This window comes from Stenotrophomonas maltophilia R551-3, from assembly GCF_000020665.1.
Classification (GTDB): domain Bacteria; phylum Pseudomonadota; class Gammaproteobacteria; order Xanthomonadales; family Xanthomonadaceae; genus Stenotrophomonas; species Stenotrophomonas maltophilia_L.
In genome coordinates, this window is the sequence record NC_011071.1 from 4091120 (window position 1) to 4107120 (window position 16001).

The 16001-nt window shown below is 67.7% G+C and carries 15 protein-coding genes; 7 read left to right on the top strand and 8 right to left on the bottom strand.

Annotation, left to right across the window (positions count from 1 at the left end; all coding sequences use genetic code 11):
• Positions 1 to 154: 154 nt before the first annotated feature.
• The gene (locus SMAL_RS18440; RefSeq protein ID WP_012512255.1) at positions 155 to 2677 is read left to right on the top strand and encodes a PepSY domain-containing protein; all 2523 of its coding nucleotides are present in this window, start codon (positions 155 to 157) and stop codon (positions 2675 to 2677) included.
• 78 nt (positions 2678 to 2755) lie between these two features.
• Here the strand turns inward: SMAL_RS18440 and SMAL_RS18445 are convergent, their stop codons facing one another.
• A complete protein-coding gene (locus SMAL_RS18445) occupies positions 2756 to 5293 on the bottom strand; it encodes a methyl-accepting chemotaxis protein (RefSeq protein ID WP_012512256.1) in 2538 nt (845 codons plus the stop codon).
• 202 nt (positions 5294 to 5495) lie between these two features.
• Between SMAL_RS18445 and SMAL_RS18450 the strand changes: the two genes are divergently transcribed.
• Complete coding sequence (locus SMAL_RS18450; RefSeq protein WP_012512257.1) at positions 5496 to 6335, top strand: arylamine N-acetyltransferase family protein; 840 nt, start codon at positions 5496 to 5498, stop codon at positions 6333 to 6335.
• A 66-nt stretch (positions 6336 to 6401) separates the two neighbouring features.
• On the opposite strand, the gene SMAL_RS18455 is transcribed toward SMAL_RS18450, so the two are convergent.
• Positions 6402 to 6773, bottom strand: a complete 372-nt coding sequence (locus tag SMAL_RS18455) for a VOC family protein (RefSeq protein WP_012512258.1) — start codon at positions 6771 to 6773, stop codon at positions 6402 to 6404.
• Positions 6774 to 6855: 82 nt separating this feature from the next.
• Here SMAL_RS18455 and SMAL_RS18460 point away from each other — a divergent pair, with 82 nt between their 5' ends.
• Positions 6856 to 7572: a transporter substrate-binding domain-containing protein gene (locus tag SMAL_RS18460; protein ID WP_012512259.1), complete on the top strand. Its 717-nt coding sequence runs from the start codon at positions 6856 to 6858 to the stop codon at positions 7570 to 7572.
• 34 nt (positions 7573 to 7606) lie between these two features.
• On the opposite strand, the gene SMAL_RS18465 is transcribed toward SMAL_RS18460, so the two are convergent.
• Positions 7607 to 8506, bottom strand: coding sequence for a LysR substrate-binding domain-containing protein (locus tag SMAL_RS18465; protein WP_006397123.1), 900 nt, complete (start codon positions 8504 to 8506; stop codon positions 7607 to 7609).
• Positions 8507 to 8604: 98 nt separating this feature from the next.
• On the opposite strand from SMAL_RS18465, the gene SMAL_RS18470 reads away from it, so the two are divergent.
• Complete coding sequence (locus SMAL_RS18470) at positions 8605 to 8784, top strand: hypothetical protein (protein ID WP_041864596.1); 180 nt, start codon at positions 8605 to 8607, stop codon at positions 8782 to 8784.
• Here the strand turns inward: SMAL_RS18470 and SMAL_RS18475 are convergent.
• Positions 8781 to 10328, bottom strand: coding sequence for an alkaline phosphatase (locus SMAL_RS18475; protein WP_012512260.1), 1548 nt, complete (start codon positions 10326 to 10328; stop codon positions 8781 to 8783). The genes SMAL_RS18470 and SMAL_RS18475 overlap by 4 nt on opposite strands.
• 136 nt (positions 10329 to 10464) lie before the next feature.
• A complete protein-coding gene (locus SMAL_RS18480) occupies positions 10465 to 11214 on the bottom strand; it encodes a hypothetical protein (protein ID WP_012512261.1) in 750 nt (249 codons plus the stop codon).
• Between the two features lie 175 nt (positions 11215 to 11389).
• Between SMAL_RS18480 and SMAL_RS18485 the strand changes: the two genes are divergently transcribed.
• Positions 11390 to 12175, top strand: a complete 786-nt coding sequence (locus SMAL_RS18485) for a D-alanyl-D-alanine carboxypeptidase family protein (protein WP_041864597.1) — start codon at positions 11390 to 11392, stop codon at positions 12173 to 12175.
• 5 nt (positions 12176 to 12180) lie between these two features.
• On the opposite strand, the gene SMAL_RS18490 is transcribed toward SMAL_RS18485, so the two are convergent.
• Both SMAL_RS18490 and SMAL_RS18495 read right to left on the bottom strand, forming a co-directional pair.
• On the bottom strand, positions 12181 to 12774 hold the full coding sequence (locus SMAL_RS18490) for a TetR/AcrR family transcriptional regulator (RefSeq protein ID WP_012512263.1): 594 nt from the start codon (positions 12772 to 12774) through the stop codon (positions 12181 to 12183).
• A gap of 15 nt (positions 12775 to 12789) precedes the next feature.
• Positions 12790 to 13386, bottom strand: coding sequence for an NAD(P)H-dependent oxidoreductase (locus SMAL_RS18495; RefSeq protein WP_012512264.1), 597 nt, complete (start codon positions 13384 to 13386; stop codon positions 12790 to 12792).
• Between the two features lie 126 nt (positions 13387 to 13512).
• Between SMAL_RS18495 and SMAL_RS18500 the strand changes: the two genes are divergently transcribed.
• Positions 13513 to 14043 (top strand): hypothetical protein, encoded by a 531-nt coding sequence (locus SMAL_RS18500; RefSeq protein ID WP_012512265.1) that lies wholly within the window; start codon positions 13513 to 13515, stop codon positions 14041 to 14043.
• A gap of 74 nt (positions 14044 to 14117) precedes the next feature.
• Here the strand turns inward: SMAL_RS18500 and SMAL_RS18505 are convergent, their stop codons facing one another.
• Positions 14118 to 14948, bottom strand: coding sequence for an isocitrate lyase/PEP mutase family protein (locus SMAL_RS18505; RefSeq protein ID WP_012512266.1), 831 nt, complete (start codon positions 14946 to 14948; stop codon positions 14118 to 14120).
• Positions 14949 to 15116: 168 nt separating this feature from the next.
• Between SMAL_RS18505 and SMAL_RS18510 the strand changes: the two genes are divergently transcribed.
• Entirely contained in the window at positions 15117 to 15857 is a 741-nt protein-coding gene (locus SMAL_RS18510; protein ID WP_012512267.1) for a DOPA 4,5-dioxygenase family protein, read from the top strand.
• Positions 15858 to 16001 lie beyond the last annotated feature (144 nt).

The window sequence follows — 16001 nt, forward strand, 5'->3', positions numbered from 1 at the left end:
TTGACGTTGACGTTGCCTCCGCGGGTGCCGGGCGCCGCCCGGCCGATACCCCCCTGCTTGACCATAGCCGGAGCGCCACGGAGAATTCCGCGACTAATTCTCATTTGCTGTTGCGCAGGATGCGGGCGGCAGCCTTCCAGGCCCTCCTCCTTCGATGTTCAAGAACGTCCTGTTCCAACTGCACTGGCTGCTGGGCATCACCGCTGGTGCCGTACTGGCCGTGATGGGCCTCAGCGGCGCCGTGCTGTCCTTCGAGGACGAACTGCTGCGTGCCGCCAATCCCGGCTTCGCCGCGATCGCCGAGCACCATGCCGATGGCCAGCCACCGCTGGCGTTGAGCGAGCTGATGCCTTTGCTCCAGGCCGGCAGTGAGCGTCCCCTGCAGCGCCTGCGGATCGACGCCACCGGCCAGCGGCCCTCGGTGGCGCGGTTTGCCGGAGGCAAGGAACACTGGGTGTACTTCGATCCGTACAGCGGTGAGCGCTTCAGTGCCCTGCGCGGTCAGGCCTTCTTCGACTTCATCGAAGACCTGCATCGGCACCTCGCTGCCGGCGAGCGGGGCAAATGGATCACCGGCAGCTGTGCGATCGCGCTACTGTTCTTCACCCTCTCCGGTCTCTACCTGCGCTGGCCCCGGCGCTGGTGGCACTGGCGCAGCTGGTTGGCGGTGGAGTGGAAGCGCAGCGGCCGTGGCTTCCTGTGGAGCCTGCACTCGGTGGTCGGCACCTGGGTGCTGCTGATCTACCTGATGAGTGCGTTGACCGGCCTGTGGTGGTCGTTCGACTGGTACCGCAGTGCCGCCAACACGCTGCTGGGCGTGACTCCGGCTGCGAAGCTCAAGGTTGCCGCCGACGCGGCACTGGACCTGGATCGCATCGAGGCCACGCTGTATGCATTACCGGGCGCGCGCAACGGGTACATCGACCTGCGCCTGCCGGAGAAGCCCGGGCAACCGCTCAATGTGCGCGTGATGGCCGGTGATCCGGCGCAGCGCGGCGGCCACCACGATCGCGCACATGACCTGCTGCAGCTGGACCCGGCCAGCGGTGCGATCCTCGATGCCCGCCCGTATGCAGGCCAGGGCGCCGGTGGACAGCTGGCCACCAGCGTGTTCGCGCTGCACTCGGGCAGCTACTTCGGCGTGCCCGGGCGCGTGGTGGTGATGCTCAGCAGCCTGGGCATGAGCCTGTTCTTCATCACCGGCTGGATGCTCTACCTGGACCGCCGCCGCAGCCAACGCACCGCGCGTGGGCTTCGCCAGTCGCTGCCGGTAACCACTGGCGATGGCAGCAACACACCCTGGCTTGTGGCGCACGCCAGCCAGAGCGGGCTGGGCGAGCAGCTGGCCTGGCGCGCAGCCGCGCAGCTGCAGGCCGCCGGGCACACGGTGCAGGTGTTGCCATTGGCTCGCGTTGACGCCACGCAGCTGGGGCGTACTGCGCATGCGCTGCTCGTGCTGAGCACTTTCGGCGATGGCGAACCACCGGATGCGGCGCGACGCGCTTCGCGGCTGCTGCTCGCACAGCGCGTGGACCTGTCGGGCCTGCAGTTCGCCCTGCTCGCGCTGGGTGATCGCCAGTACCCGCACTACTGCGGTTTCGGCCGCCAGGTCGATGCCTGGCTGATCGGCAACGGCGCGCGCCCGCTGTTCGAGCGCATCGATGTCGATGCTGCCTCGGTACCGTCCCTGCGCCAGTGGCAGCAGCAGCTGGGCGCGTTGACCGGCATCACCACCGATGACAGCGTGCTGCCGGCTGCCACGCAGATGCATGACTGGCGCTTGCTCGGCCGCGACCGTCTCAATCCTGGCAGCATCGGTGGCGCGATCTGGCGTATCCGTCTTGCCGCGCCCGCCGAGGTGCGGTGGCAGGCCGGTGACATCCTGCATATCGCACCCCGCCACAATGCAGGGCACGCCAGTGCAGTGCTGAAAGCGCATGGGCTGGATCCACTGCAACCACTGCTGGTGGAGGGCAACCCGCGCACGCTGTTGGCCCTGGCCAGCGAGCGCGAACTGCCAGATGCAGACGCCGCGCTGGCGGTGCAGGATGCCTGCCTGTGGCTACGCGGACTGCCGTTGCTGCCGGGCCGCGAGTATTCGATCGCCTCGTGCACCGATGACGGCGCAGTGGAACTGGTGGTGCGCCTGGTACATGACGCAGCCGGTCGTGCCGGACTGGGTTCGGGGTGGCTGTCACTGCATGCACCGATCGGCGCCAGCATCATCGCCCGCGTGCACCGCAATCCCGGGTTCCATCGCGTGCCGGGCGCGCCGATGCTGCTGATCGGCAACGGCACCGGCATCGCTGGCCTGCGCAGCCTGTTGCGCGAAGCCGCCCATGCTGGCGAGCACGGGCATTGGCTGCTGTTTGGCGAACGCCAGCGCGCGCACGACTTCCTGTTTGCCGAAGAAATCGAGGCCTGGCAGGCCGATGGCCATCTGTCGCGGGTGGACCTGGCGTTCTCGCGTGATGGCGACGGCGGCTACGTGCAGGATCGACTGCACGCTGCAGTCGATGCGCTGCGCGACTGGATGCAACATGGCGCGGTGATCCATGTCTGCGGTTCGCTGCAGGGCATGGCCGAAGGCGTGGACCAGGTACTGCGCGCTGCGCTGGGCGATGACGCGGTGGAAACGCTGCTGGAGAACGGGCGCTACCGGCGCGACGTGTACTGAGCCATCCCGCCGGGCATGGCCCGGCGCTACCGCTTCAATCTGCCTCGGGTAGCGCCGGGCCATTCCCGGCGACCGCGGTCATGCCGCGCGTGCGGCCTGCCGCGCCGGCTGCAGCTGGAACGCCCCCACCGCCTCGGCCAAGGCATGCACCTGCGCCTGCATCTGTGCGGTCGAGGCGCCGGCCTCTTCCACCAGGCTGGCGTTGCGCTGGGTGCTGGCCTCCATCTGCACGATGGTCTGGTTCACCTGCGCGATGCCGGCATGCTGGTCCTGCGACGCGCTGCGGATGCCGGCCAGCAGGTCAGCCAGCTGCTGCACGCTGCCGACAATCTCGCCCATCGTGGTGCCAGCCTGTTCAGCCTGCTGGTTGCCTTGCCCGACACGCGCCACCGAATCCTCGATCAGCCCCTTGATCTGCTTGGCCGCCTCGGCGCTGCGCTGTGCCAGCAGGCGCACTTCGGCGGCCACTACAGCGAAGCTGCGACCCTGCTCTCCGGCGCGCGCCGCTTCCACCGCCGCATTGAGCGCAAGGATATTGGTCTGGAAGGCGATGCCATCGATCAACTGGGTGATGTCACCGATGCGTCGCGAGGCTTCGCTGATGCCGTGCATGGTCGCCACCACCTGGCCGACGGCCTCACCACCTCGTCGTGCCACCGTCGCTGCGCCCTGCACCAGTGCATCGGCGCGGCCTGCGGCGTCGGCGTTGCGGCCGACCGTGTCGGTCAGCTCATGCATCGACGCTGCGGTCTCTTCAAGGTTGGCCGCCTGCTGCTCGGTGCGCTGTGACAGATCGTGGTGACCGGCAACAATCTCGCCAACACCCGTATCCAGACTGGACGTAGCCTGCTGGATGCGGGTGACAATGCGGCCCAGCTGCGCCACGGTGGCATTGGCATCGTCGCGCATGCGTGCGAACACGCCCTGCAGATCGCCCTCCATGCGCACGCTGAGGTCACCGCGTGCCAGCGCGGCCAGCAATGCCTGCAGATCGCCGAGGTTGGTTTCGAAGGTCGCCAGAAGCCGGTTGATGCTGGTCGACAGCGTACGCACGAAGCCTTGCTTGCCGTCCAGCGCGATGCGCCCGTGCAGGTCACCATGTGCAGCGGCATCGACCAGTGCCGCGACCTCGGTTTCCAGCAGGGTTTCCAGCGCCCGGCTGCGCCATTCCACCGCAACACCGAGGAAATGGCCCTCGTCGATGATGGCGTTGGCGATCAACTGGTAGCGCACGCCGGCGTGGCCGATCTCGCGCTCCTCGCGCTGGCGCACGCCGGCCAGGCTGGCCAACGCCGGATGCAGGCGCACCGCATCGCTGCCCACCAGCTCCTCGGCCTGCAGATCCAGCAGCTGCAGCAGCGCAGGGTTGGCATAAGCCACCTGGCCTTCGGCATCGACCACCATCAGGCCGGTCTGTGCGCTGTCCAATGCCTGTCGCACGCGGGTATTGCCGCGCGCTACCGCACGCTCGGTTTCGATACGCGCGCGCAGGCGCTGCTGCATGTCGACCAGGCGCTGGGCCAGCTGGCCGATTTCATCGTTGGCGTTGTAGACGCGCAGCGTGGTGTCCAAGCGGTCGTCGGCAATGTCGCTGGCGAAGCGCAGGGTGTCCTGGATCGGCTGGCGTACCGCGCGCAGCACCAGTACCAGGCTGGTGATCAGCACACCGGCAACCAGCAGCAGGGTCAGTGCGAACAGCACGCTCATGGTGCGTGCCCCGGCCTGCTGGCGCGCCTGTGCCTTTCCCAGCGCGGCGACCTGGGCCTGCTGGAAGGCGGCCAGCGCTGGTGCGACGCTGGCCGCAGTGTCCAGCAGCGACTGCGCTTCCACATCCAGGCCGACGCGGGCCGCGGTGTAGCCCAGCAGCGCGACCTGATAGTTGTCCATGCCGGTGCGCACGGCTTCCTGCACATCGGTGGGCAGGCCCACCAGTGCGAGGTCGAACGGCAGCTTCTCCTCGCTGGCACGGTCGGCATGCACGGAATCGCCATCAAGCAGCAGCAGCGCTTCCTGTCGGCGCATCTTCTGCAGGGACAACCCCAACGACGGCCGCTGCAGCGCATCCACCTGCACCTGCAGGGTGTCTGCGGCCTGCTGCAGCTGTGCGGCAAGGCCGGCATCGCCACGACCCATCTCATCGACGCGTTCGAACAGGGCGACCACACCCTGCGAGAACGCGCCGGCGGCTTCGGTCAGCGCCTGCAGCGCCTTGCGCCGTCCGGCATCCATCGGTATCGCGCGCAGTGCCTGAAGATCGGCCTGCAGCGCCTTCTGCGTCGCCAGCAGCTGCGCGCGGTCGGCATCGTCGAAACTGCGTGCATACTGGGTCTGCAGGCGGCGCGCTTCCGCCACCCGCGTGGCGAGGCTGGCGGCGAGATCGCTGCCGCGCTGGTAGCTGGCCTGGTCGTGTGCGGCCCGCGTGCTGCTGTGCCCGGTCCAGGCATGGACGGCGGCGATCGCGATCAGGCCCAGGCCACAGACCCACAGGGTCGCCTTGAGCTTGTTGGCCACGCTGAGCCGGTGCGGCTGCAGCCACAGCAGCAGGCCGGGGGACGCCGAGCGCAACGCGGCAAGCCGCATGCGCAGGGACCGGAGGTGGGGGACAACGGCCGACATGACAGACTCCAGGCGGAAGGACGCACCTGTATCGGCTGGATGTGGAGCAACTTTAGGCGTTTTTTCATCCGTGGCGGCGGTCGCCGATGGATACGGCCTTTGTACCGGGCCCAGGCGACGGGGGCATGACACCGCTATAGCGCTTGACCTCAACCCCGGTTGCGGGAGCACAGTGGACCTCCCTCCCCCGACCGGTGCCCGCATGACGACGCTCGATGTCCCCCGCTACCTGCAGCGGCTTCAGCTGGATGCGCCACCGCCGTTGACACTGGCCGGCCTGATCCTGCTGCAGCAGCGCCACAACGCACTGCTGCCGTTCGAGACCCTCAGCTGCCTGCTGCGCGATGCCGTGCCGATCGACCTGGACAGCGTGCAGCGCAAGCTGCTGGACGAACGCCGCGGCGGCTATTGCTTCGAGTTGAATGGCGGCCTGCTGGCGCTGCTGCAAGCGCTGGGCTTCGATGCGCGGCCACTGAGCGCGCGCGTGCTGCTGGCGGCAAAGGACGGCGAGCTGACGGCGCGCACCCACCTGCTGCTGCGCGTGCAGGTGGAGGGGGATGACTGGCTGGTGGACGCCGGCTTCGGCAGCCTGACCCCGACCATACCTCTGCGCCTGCACGATGCGCAGCCACAGGCCACACCGCACGAGCGCTATCTGCTGCAGCGGCTGCCCAACGACGGAGATTTCGTGCTCTCTGCCGAATCCAACGAGGGCTGGCGGGCGATGTATCGCTTCGACCTGCAGGCGCCGGCGCCGATCGACAACGTGGTGGGCAACTGGTACGTGTGCACCCATCCGGATTCGAGCTTCCCCGGCCAGCTGCGCGCGTCGCTGACCGGACCGGACTGGCGCCGCACCATCGGTAGCGGCAACTACACCGAATACCGGCCCGGGCAGGCACCGGACAAGCGTCCGCTGCATGATGTTGGCGACGTGCGCGAGGTGTTGCAGCAGCGCTTTGGCATGCAGCTGCCGGACGACCCGCGGCTGGACCCGGCGATCAACGATTGGTTGCAGCGCTCGCGTGCCGCGACGCTGTAGAGCCGAGCCTACGCTCGGCTGAGGCCTTTTCGCGATTGCCAACAGCAGCCGAGCATAGGCTCGGCTCTACAGAATCCTGTGCGCCTGCAACGCAATGCGGTTGCCTTCGCTGTCGCGGATCTCGGCCACGCGCCAGTCGCCGGCATCGGCGGGGCCGAAACGTAGTTCGGCTCCAGCCTGCAATGCTCGCTCGAGGCTGGCATCAAGGTCATCGACCCCGATGTAGATGCGCGCGCCCTGTTCTGACGGCCGGTAGTCCGCCCCCTGCACCAGCGCCATGCTGGCCCCTGCCGCTTCATCGGCGAATGGCAGGTAGGCCATCCGGCAATCGTGCAGCAGGATCGGTTCGTCCACCTGCACCTGCAACCACTGCTGGTAGAAGGTGATGGCACGGGCCAGGTCACTGGACGGGATCTCGACATGCAGGATCGGGTTCATCCGCGCAGGATAACCGGACGCTGACATCGCCTGCGCAGCAGCACTGGCATGCTGGACGCCCCCCTGTTCCGCGGAGCCCTGCATGTCCCTGGCCGATCATCGAAGCACACTGGCACCGCAGGGTTTCCTGCGCGTGGCGATCAACCTGGGCAATCCGGTGCTGGCGCAGGGCGATGCACGCTCACCGCGCGGCCCCTCGCTGGAACTGGCCACAGCGTTGGCGCAGCGGATCGGCGTGCAGGCACGTTTCACCTGCCACGACGCAGCGGCGTCGGTAGTCGCCGCAGCAACCGAAGATGCCTGGGACCTGGCCTTCCTGGCCATTGATCCGGCGCGGGCCGACCGCATCGCCTTCAGTGCCCCATACGTGGAGATCGAAGGCACCTACCTGGTGCGCGAGGACAGCCCTGCGCAACAGGTGGCCGACCTGGACCGCGACGGCCTGCGCATCGCGGTGGGTCGTGGTGCGGCCTACGACCTGTTCCTCAGCCGCGAGCTGCGCCACGCCATGATCGAGCGAGCGGACACTTCGGCGGCCGCCATCACCCTGTTCGATCAGCGGCGTCTGGATGCCGCCGCTGGCGTGCGCCAGCCGTTGGCGGCATGGGCACAGGCCCATCCTGGCCACCGCGTGCTGGCCGACCGTTTCACCGCGATCCGGCAGGCGGTCGCGGCACCTGCGTCACGCCCGCCCGATGCGCTGCAGGCATTGTTCGAGGAAGTGGAGGCGATCAAGGCAGGCCCGTTGCTGGCTGAAGCATTCGCCCGCGCCGGACAGGCGGTCACGCTGGTGCGATGACTGTAGAGCACAAGCAGTCGAACATGGCTCGACGCTACAAATGCGCGTCTGCCATGTGCCGCACGTGCTCGGCGGCCTGCGCATGCAACCAGTCGCGGAAGGCGAGAAAACCACGATGACTGGCAGAGCGCTGCGGGTACACCAGCCAGTGCGGCCAGGCGGTCTTCAGGCGCTGGCTGGACAGCGCGACCAGCTGGCCGGAGTCGAGCAGCAAGCGCGCCCGGGTCACACGTCCCAGCGCCACGCCCACGCCATCCAGTGCGGCGCGATGATGCGCTTCCGAATCATCCAGCACCGCTACGAAGCGCGGCGGTGGGCTCTGCCCGCTCAAGGCGAACCACGCGCCCCACGCGCCGTCGGGATCACCCAGCAGTGGCCACTGGGTCAGCGGCACACGGTCGATACCGCCCATGCGTTCGATCAGCGCCGGGCTGGCCATCGGCAGCAGCCACTCGTCAAACAAGGGCTCCACCACCAGCCCCGGCCAGTGCCCGCTGCCCAGCCGCAACGCCGCATCGAACTGCCGCTGCCGCTCGAAATCGATCAGGCGTTCACTCGACTGCAGGTTGATCTCGATCTGCGGGTGCGCAGCGACGAAATGTCCCAGCCGCGGCACCAGCCACGCCGAGGCCATGGATGGCACCGCGCTGATCGTCAGCACGTGCTCGGCACGCGCCGCATATGGCTGGAAGGCGTCATTGATCGCATCCAGATGCGGACCGACCTGGTCGAGCAGGCGCTGCCCTTCCAGGGTGAGGGTGACGCCACGTGGCTGGCGGATCAGCAGCGGCTGCCCGAGTCGCTCCTCCAGCTGGCGCATCTGGTGGCTGAGTGCGCTGACGGTCAGGTTCATCGACGCCGCGGCACGCGACAGGTTGCCCAGCCGGGCGGCAGCCACGAAACCCTGCAGGGCATGGAGGGGTGGGCGGGACATCAGGCTTGAATTCCTCTCAAGGCAAGCTTGCGGAAATGTCGCTTTTTGCCCGCCCATGCTGCCCGTATCGTGCAATCCACTCAAGTGGAGGTACGCACATGAACATCTTCAGCGGCCTGTTGTTCCTGCATGGCCACGTGACCAACGCCGAGCTGGCGCGGCAGCTGGCCTGCCCGTCGCCGACGCCCAGCACCACCCCCGGTAGTGCCGGCCGCTGGCCGGCAACCTCGTCGACCGGGAAACCTGCAGCTGCCAGCCAGCGCCCGGCACTACCCTAGCGCTGCAGCGCTTCCTGCACCGCCGCAGCCACGTCGGTGTTGTCGATGTAACTGCCGTCATTCCAGCGCACATGCTGGCGGTAGCCCGCATCGACACCACGCACGCGCTTGCCCAGCAGTTCCGCACCTGCGCCCTTGGCCCACAGCGGCACCAGTGCATTGGAGTGGTTGCCGGTGGGCCGGAAGCTCATTCCTGGCATGTGCCCGCGGCCGTTGTTGCGCACCGGTTCGAAGGCCACGCTCTGTGCATCCGGGCCCATCGGCATGCTGTTGTCGTGGTCGGTGGTGACGATCAGCAGGGTGTGTTCCCAGCCACCGTTGCGTTCGATCCACTCGATCACTGCCGTCACCGCGTCGTTGAACTCTACGGTTTCTTCGATCAGCCGGCCGTACTGCGGCTGGTCGCTGCACTGCCCGTAATGCCATTCGGTGCCACAGGCGCTGGTGTGCGCGGCCCAGTCGGTAGCGCCACCTTCAACCATCAGGAACAGGCCCTTGGATGAACGCTGCTGCAGGAACCGCAACGCACCGCGGGTCATGCTCGCAAGATCCGGCACGCTGTCGATCTTCCTCACACCGGAAGGCGTGGTCGCATCCTTGCCCACCACCTGCAGCTGCCGCGCCTGCTGCAGCGTGTTGGCCACGCGCGGCACGCCGATCAGCGGCCGGTCAGCCGGCAGCCGTCCCTGCGCCAGTGCAGCGAATTCCTCCTTGCTGCGGATCAGGCGCCACGGTCCCGCCGGATTGCCGCCAATGGAGGTGCCGGCTTGCAGCTGCTGCCAATCCTGCTGCGACACCCATTCCCACGGGTTCGCGCAGCCCTCGGCCTTCGCCGCACCCGCATCCCCGCCGCAGGCACGGCCATCAACGCTGTAGCCGGGACCACCGGTGCCCATCACCAGGTCCATGTGGCCCTGCGCCAGCATCTGATGGGCGATGGCGTGGTAGTTGTTGCGCGACTCGTTCTGCGCAGCGAACGCGGCCGGCGTGGCATGTGCGAACGGCACCGAGGTGACCACGCCGGTGGCCATGCCCAGGCGCTTGGCACGCAGCGTGTTGAACTCGACCGCGTTGCCGTCATTGTTGTAGTTGATGGCGTTGTTGTAGGTCTTGATGCCCGAGGACAACGCCGTGCCCGCCGCTGCACTGTCGGTGGCGACCGCGGCCAGGTACTGGTAGCCGGCGAACGGCAGGTCCTGCGCCGGCACCGGGGAGTCATCCCACGCTTTGGCCGCGTCGTAGCCCAGGGTCTGTGCGTTGTCGCGGGTCGGCTGGCTGCTGGCGTTCAACGGGAAGGTCGCCACCGCCAGGCGCTGCGGAAAGTCCGCATACGGTGCGCCTTCGCGGCTGCCGTACTGCCAGTAGGCCGCCGCATCCCAGGTACCCCAGCCAGCACCGTCATTGATCATCACGATCACGTTGTGCGGGCGGGCTTCGGCAGGGGGAACAGCATCGGCGCGCAGATTCGGCTGGCAGCCGCTCAGGGTGGCCAGTACGGCCAGGATCGACGGGCACAGCCAACGTCGCGCAACGGGTCGGGTCATGGTCTCCTGCAGACGGATCAGCGACGGATCGCGCCGCTTTTGTAACGTTATAGCATTGCTATGTTGCAGGAGTATGCGGGTGCCACCGCGGCAGCGCCCAAGGGGCCGGACCCGCCGTCGGATCCGGCCGACGGCCTCAGGATGCCGTGTCCTGCGGCAACGTCAGCGAGCTGCCATCAACGAACACCACGGCTTCCGGCGTCCATACCACCGTGTACTTGCTCTCGTCCAGGCTGGCCAGCTTGCGGTCATTGCTCTTGGTCTGCGCGAAGCGCACCGAACGGCTGCCCTGCCAGATCACGCTCTGGCCGGCCGGAATGGTCACGTCATTGGTGATGGCGAATCCGGAAATTTCCTCGCCGAACAAGTCGCGTACCGACACATAGCCCTTCACGCCGGCGATGTCCTTGCCGGTGTTGTTCTGATACCCGAAATCCACGACCAGCAGTTCGTCAGTGGTGATGCCGTGCGAACGCTGCACTTCGATGTCCTTGGACACCACGGTGACGGTGACCGCCTCGCGCAGCGGCTTCATCGCGGCTTCGCGACGCGCTTCAAGTTCCGCCTTCAACGCGGCCTGGCGCGCTTCCTCGGCCTTGCGCTCTTCGATGAAGCGGCGCTGCTCTTCCACGGCCTTGCCCAGCGTCATGCCCGCTGGAATACCCTGGCCTTCCTTGCCGCCGAACACACCGGCCATCTTCGAGGTCAGGGTCACACGCACGATGTAGGCGGCGGCCAACTGCTGTTCTTCAGGGGTGAGCTTCTCCAGCTCGGGCTTGATCGTGGCCAACTGGTCCACGTCCTGCGGAATCACCGTGTTCTTCGGGTTGGCGCATGCCACCAGCATCAGGCAGGCCAGGCCGGTGACGATCAGACGCTTCTTCATGGATGTCCCTTCGCTACTGAAAAATCGGGCTTTCCGGCCCGGCGGAGGCGCAACGTTACCGTACTTGCTGGCACATTCGTACGGGTCGACGCACAGGCAAGATTCATGCCGGAAGCCGATCCACACACCCGTGATCCGCTATCCTCGTGCGGCGTTCCCGTACAGCCCTCCCGACATGCCAGCACCGCCGACCGCGCTCTCCTCCATCACCATCGAAGCCAGTACCTTCGAGGTGATCCATCAGGACAACGCCGGGGTCGCACGGCAGCCGGCGTCGCTGACCAAGCTGATGACCGCCTACGCAGCGTATGCGTGCCTCGAAGAAGGGGGTCGCACGTGGGACGAGGCGGTCACCATTGCCGCTGAAGACGTGCACGTGGTGGCCGATGATGAAACGCGGATGGGCCTGGTGCCCGGCGAAAAGGTCAGCCTGGCACGCTTGCTGGAAGGGTTGATGATCGTCTCCGGCAATGATGCGGCGCTGGCCATCGCGCGCCATCTGGACGGATCACAATCTGCATTCCTGGACCGCATGAACCAGCACGCACGCCAGCTCGGCCTGCGCAGCACCTGGTTCGCCAGCGTCTCCGGCATCACCACGCCGCACCATGCGTCCAGCGCGCGCGACATGGCAGTGCTGGCGGCCTGCCTGCTGAACGATCATCCGCAGATTCTGGCGGTCACCGCACAGCGCGCGTTCGCGCACGGCAGCTTCAGCCGCAACAACCAGAACGCTCTGCTTGGCGATGACGGCGTGGATGGCTTGAAGACCGGCTACACCCAGGCCGCGGGCTTCTGCCTGGCCGCCACCGCCTGCCAGCCTGTGCCAGGGCGCGCGCATCCGGTACGGCTGATCACAGTGGTGCTTGGCTCGGACAGCCGTGACGCACGCGATGCCCTGGCGCGCGAACGGCTGGCCGCCGGATTCGCTGCGCTGGCCGGCAGCACCGCCGACGCCTGAGCGGCTCAGCGCCGTTTGACGGTGGCCACGATCAGGCGCTGCAACTCATGTTCGGCCTCCCTCTTGTCCAGGGCACCGGCGGCTACCCCTTCTGACAGGGTTTCGGCAGCACCGAGAATCGCCCAGCGTCCCGCCAGCGGCACCGAGCCATCGGCGGCGAACGGGCCCAGCCAGGCGTCGCAGTTGTCAATGAAGTCCTGCTGGTAACGCCGCCGCACCTCGTGCAGTTCCGGTGCGCCGACCAGCGCTGCAAGGATGCCCTGCACTTCACTGCCCTGGCTGAGGATGCAGTCGATGTAGCCCGAGGCGATGGCCGCCGCACGATCGGTGAGTTGCGCCCTGGCGCGGCCGATGCGCTCGTTGTACACCACCGTCTGCCGGCCGTCGTAGTCGTCATAGAGCGCGGCCAGCAGACCATTGCGGGTCACGAAGTGATCGTAGGCCACCGGCTTGGTCACGCCTGCGGTCTCGGCCAGCCGCCCCAGCGTCAGCGCGTCGGTACCTTCGTCTCCGACCAGCGCCCAGGCCACGTCCAGCAACTGGCGGGCGCGTTGCTCACGGGTCAATCGGCGGCGCGTGGGAGCGGCGTTGGCGGGCATCGGCGGAACAGGGCATCAGTGCATCGGAGTGCCGATTTTACGACCGATCTCGCCTGCCGACTGCAGATGCCCCTCGGCTGCGCCGGAATCGGCGTCCAGCAGCAGTTCCGAAGACAGTACGCGCGCGCCGCAGTAGTCGAAGATGCCCATGTCGATCTGGGCCTTCATCGCCGCGCCGTAGCCGCGCCGCTCGATCATCTCCGCACCCGCGCCGCCGATGCCGACCAGGTGCACGCGCAAACGCTGCAGCTTCTTCTGTACCTTGCCGTCGGCACCGTCCTGGTAGGCCCAGCCCTGGGTGAACACGCGGTCGATCCAACCCTTCAGCAGGGCGGGGAACGACCACCAGTACAGCGGGTAGACCAGTACCAGTGTGTCGGTGGCGTCCAGCCGCGCCTGCTCGGCGGCGACGTCGGCCGGAACTGCGCCGGTGCCACGGAACAGCGCCTGGTCCTGTGGGTTGAAGCGTGGATCGAAACCTTCGGCCATCAGGTCGGCGTGGGTCACGGTGTTGGCGGCATCCGCCGCGGTGATGGCTTCGCCGATGCGCTTGGCGATGGCATGGGTCAACGAGCCGGATTCAGGATGGGCGGTAACGATGAGGCTGTGCATGGGGGATGTCCGGAATTCACTAACTACCAATAGTAAGTAGTGGCGGCCGGGATACCAGCGCCATGCGTGGGACGCTGTTTCCGCATCCGCCGTATAGTGCGGCGCTTCCCCCAGAGACAGCCGAGAATGGATCGACGCCTGCTTCTCCCTTTGCTGGCCCTGCTGCTGTCGGTCGTGCTGCCATCGGCCTTCGCAGGCGAACTCAGCCCCAGTGATTCAAAGGCATTGCGTCAGGACGTGCAGGCGATGCTGGATGCGTTCGGCCGCGGCGATGCGGAGCTGATCATCGCGCGCACCCACCCCAGCCTGAAGCAGCTGGCCGGCGGCGATGACGCCTATGCACGGATGACCCGCGATACCGTGAAGGAACTGCGCAAGTCGGTCACCGTCATCAGCGACGAAGCCGGCATGCCCGGCCGCACCTACGCCGCTGGCGACGAAGAGGTCAGCTTCGTGCCACGCCAGTCACTGTTGCGCGTGCGCGAGTCGCCGATACGCAGCACCTCGTTCATGGTCGCTGTACGCCGCGTGGGAACTGCGGACTGGCGTTATCTCGATGGCACCGCGCTGCTGGACAACCCCGGGCTGCTGCGGCAACTGCTGCCGGCGCTGGAGCCGGAAGTGTCCATGCCCAAGGGCGGGATGGAGGCGCTGTAGTCACGGCCTCATCCGTCCACGCATGGCGTGAATCTACTGCCAGTCAGTTCACCTGGGCCTGCACCGGGGTGCCGTCAGCGGCGGAACAACGCGTTCAACGCCGCGCCCGAGGCCGCCTGCTGCAGGCCATCGAAGCGGCCGTCCTGCACGATCGGCTGGGTGGCCTGCATCAAGCCACCCCACGCCGCACGCGCCAGCGCACCGCCGAGGCTGACCCGGCGCACGCCAAGTGCGGCGATGTCCTGCAGGCTCAGCGGCGTCGGCCCACCGACCAGCAGGTTCACCGGCTTCGAGCCCGCAGCGGCGACCACCGCACTGATCTGTTCGCGTGTACTGATGCCTGGTGCATACAGCACATCGGCACCCGCTTCGGCATAGGCGCGCAGCCGCTGCAGCGCGTCCTGCAGATCGGGCACGCCGACGAAGAAGTTCTCCGCCCGGCCGATCAGCAGCACCTCGCCGCCGGCACGGTCGATGGCCGCGCGCGCTGCACGCAGGCGCTGGACCGCCTCGTCGATCGGCCTCAACGGCGCATCGGCCACGCCACTGGCGTCCTCGATCGACAACGCGGCGACGCCGGTATCGATTGCCGCCGCCACGGCCTCCTCCACCGCGCGCGGTGTGGCGCCAAAGCCATCACCGAAATCGGCGTTCAACGGCAATGGCGTCGCCGCCACCATCAGCCGCAGATGTTCCAGCGTGGCCTGCAGCGAAACCGCGCCGTCCGACCGCCCCTCGCTCCAGGCACAGCCGGCGCTGGTCGTGGCCAGCGCCTGGAAGCCCTGCCGCTGCAGGTAGCGGGCGCTGCCCACATCCCACGGATTGGGCAGCACGAAACAACCCTGTGCATGCAGTTGGCGGAAGGTCGCGCGCTTGCGCCGGGTGTCGGCATCGGGCGAGGTCATGACGGGCTCCAGGGCGGCAGACCTGCACCCTAGCCCGCCGATCGGCCGCGCTCAATGACATCGCGGGTGAACGGGCATGAGGTGATGCTGCCTGCTTATTGGACGCTGCCGAGGCAGGTGCCTGAGCGTGCTTGCCTGCCCCCGCCGCACGCTGCCATGGAGCCCTTCATGCACCCGGACCCACAGACTTCCGCTACCGACGCCTTGTTCGATGCCGACGACGACGCCCAGTGGGCCGACCTGCTCTCGCCCACGCGCCGGCGGCTGATCGCCTCGGCCGGGCTGGCCGCCGGTGGCCTGGCCAGCGCTACCGCTGCCGCCGCGCCGCCGCGCGCCGAGGCCGCTGTGAACACGACCGAGCCGGGCCGCCCCGGTTTCCGCGCCCTTGTTCCGCCCGCGCCCCAGGGCCGCAGCCCCTGGGGCGAGGCCACGGCCAGCGAGCCGACGCCGCGTCCGGCCAGCGTGCGCCCCGGCGAGGCCACCCTGCCGGCCACCCCGCGTGCCTACACCGACATCAAGAGCTATCACGCGCATATCTACTTCGATGAAGACAGTTTCGAGAAAGCCGCACTGCTGCGACGCTGGGCCGCCGAACGCTTCCCGGTGGAGCTGGGCAACTGGAACCTGGAGCCGCGCGGCCCGCACGTCACGCCCTCGTTCTACTTCGGCTTCACCAACGACCTGCTGCCGGTACTGGTGCCGTGGCTGCAGCTCAACAGCCTGGGCCTGACGATCCTGATCCATCCCAATACTGGCGATGGCCGCGCTGACCACCTCCATTACGCGTTGTGGGTGAACCGCGCACAGCCGGTGAACGCCTACAACTGGCCGGCGCCGAAGCCGGGCGAGCAGGAGCCGCTGGAAGAAGTGTTTCCGAACGTGGTGCCGACGGTGCCGCTGGAGACGTGAGGGGTGCCAGATGGCTCAGTGATGGGCGCGTAGCTTGATGCACACGGAACTCCCACATCCACGCATGGCGTGGATCTACGGCATCACGGCCCATCGCAGCGTCAGCCATCGCCCACCCTGACGCCATCGTCGGTCTACGTGCAC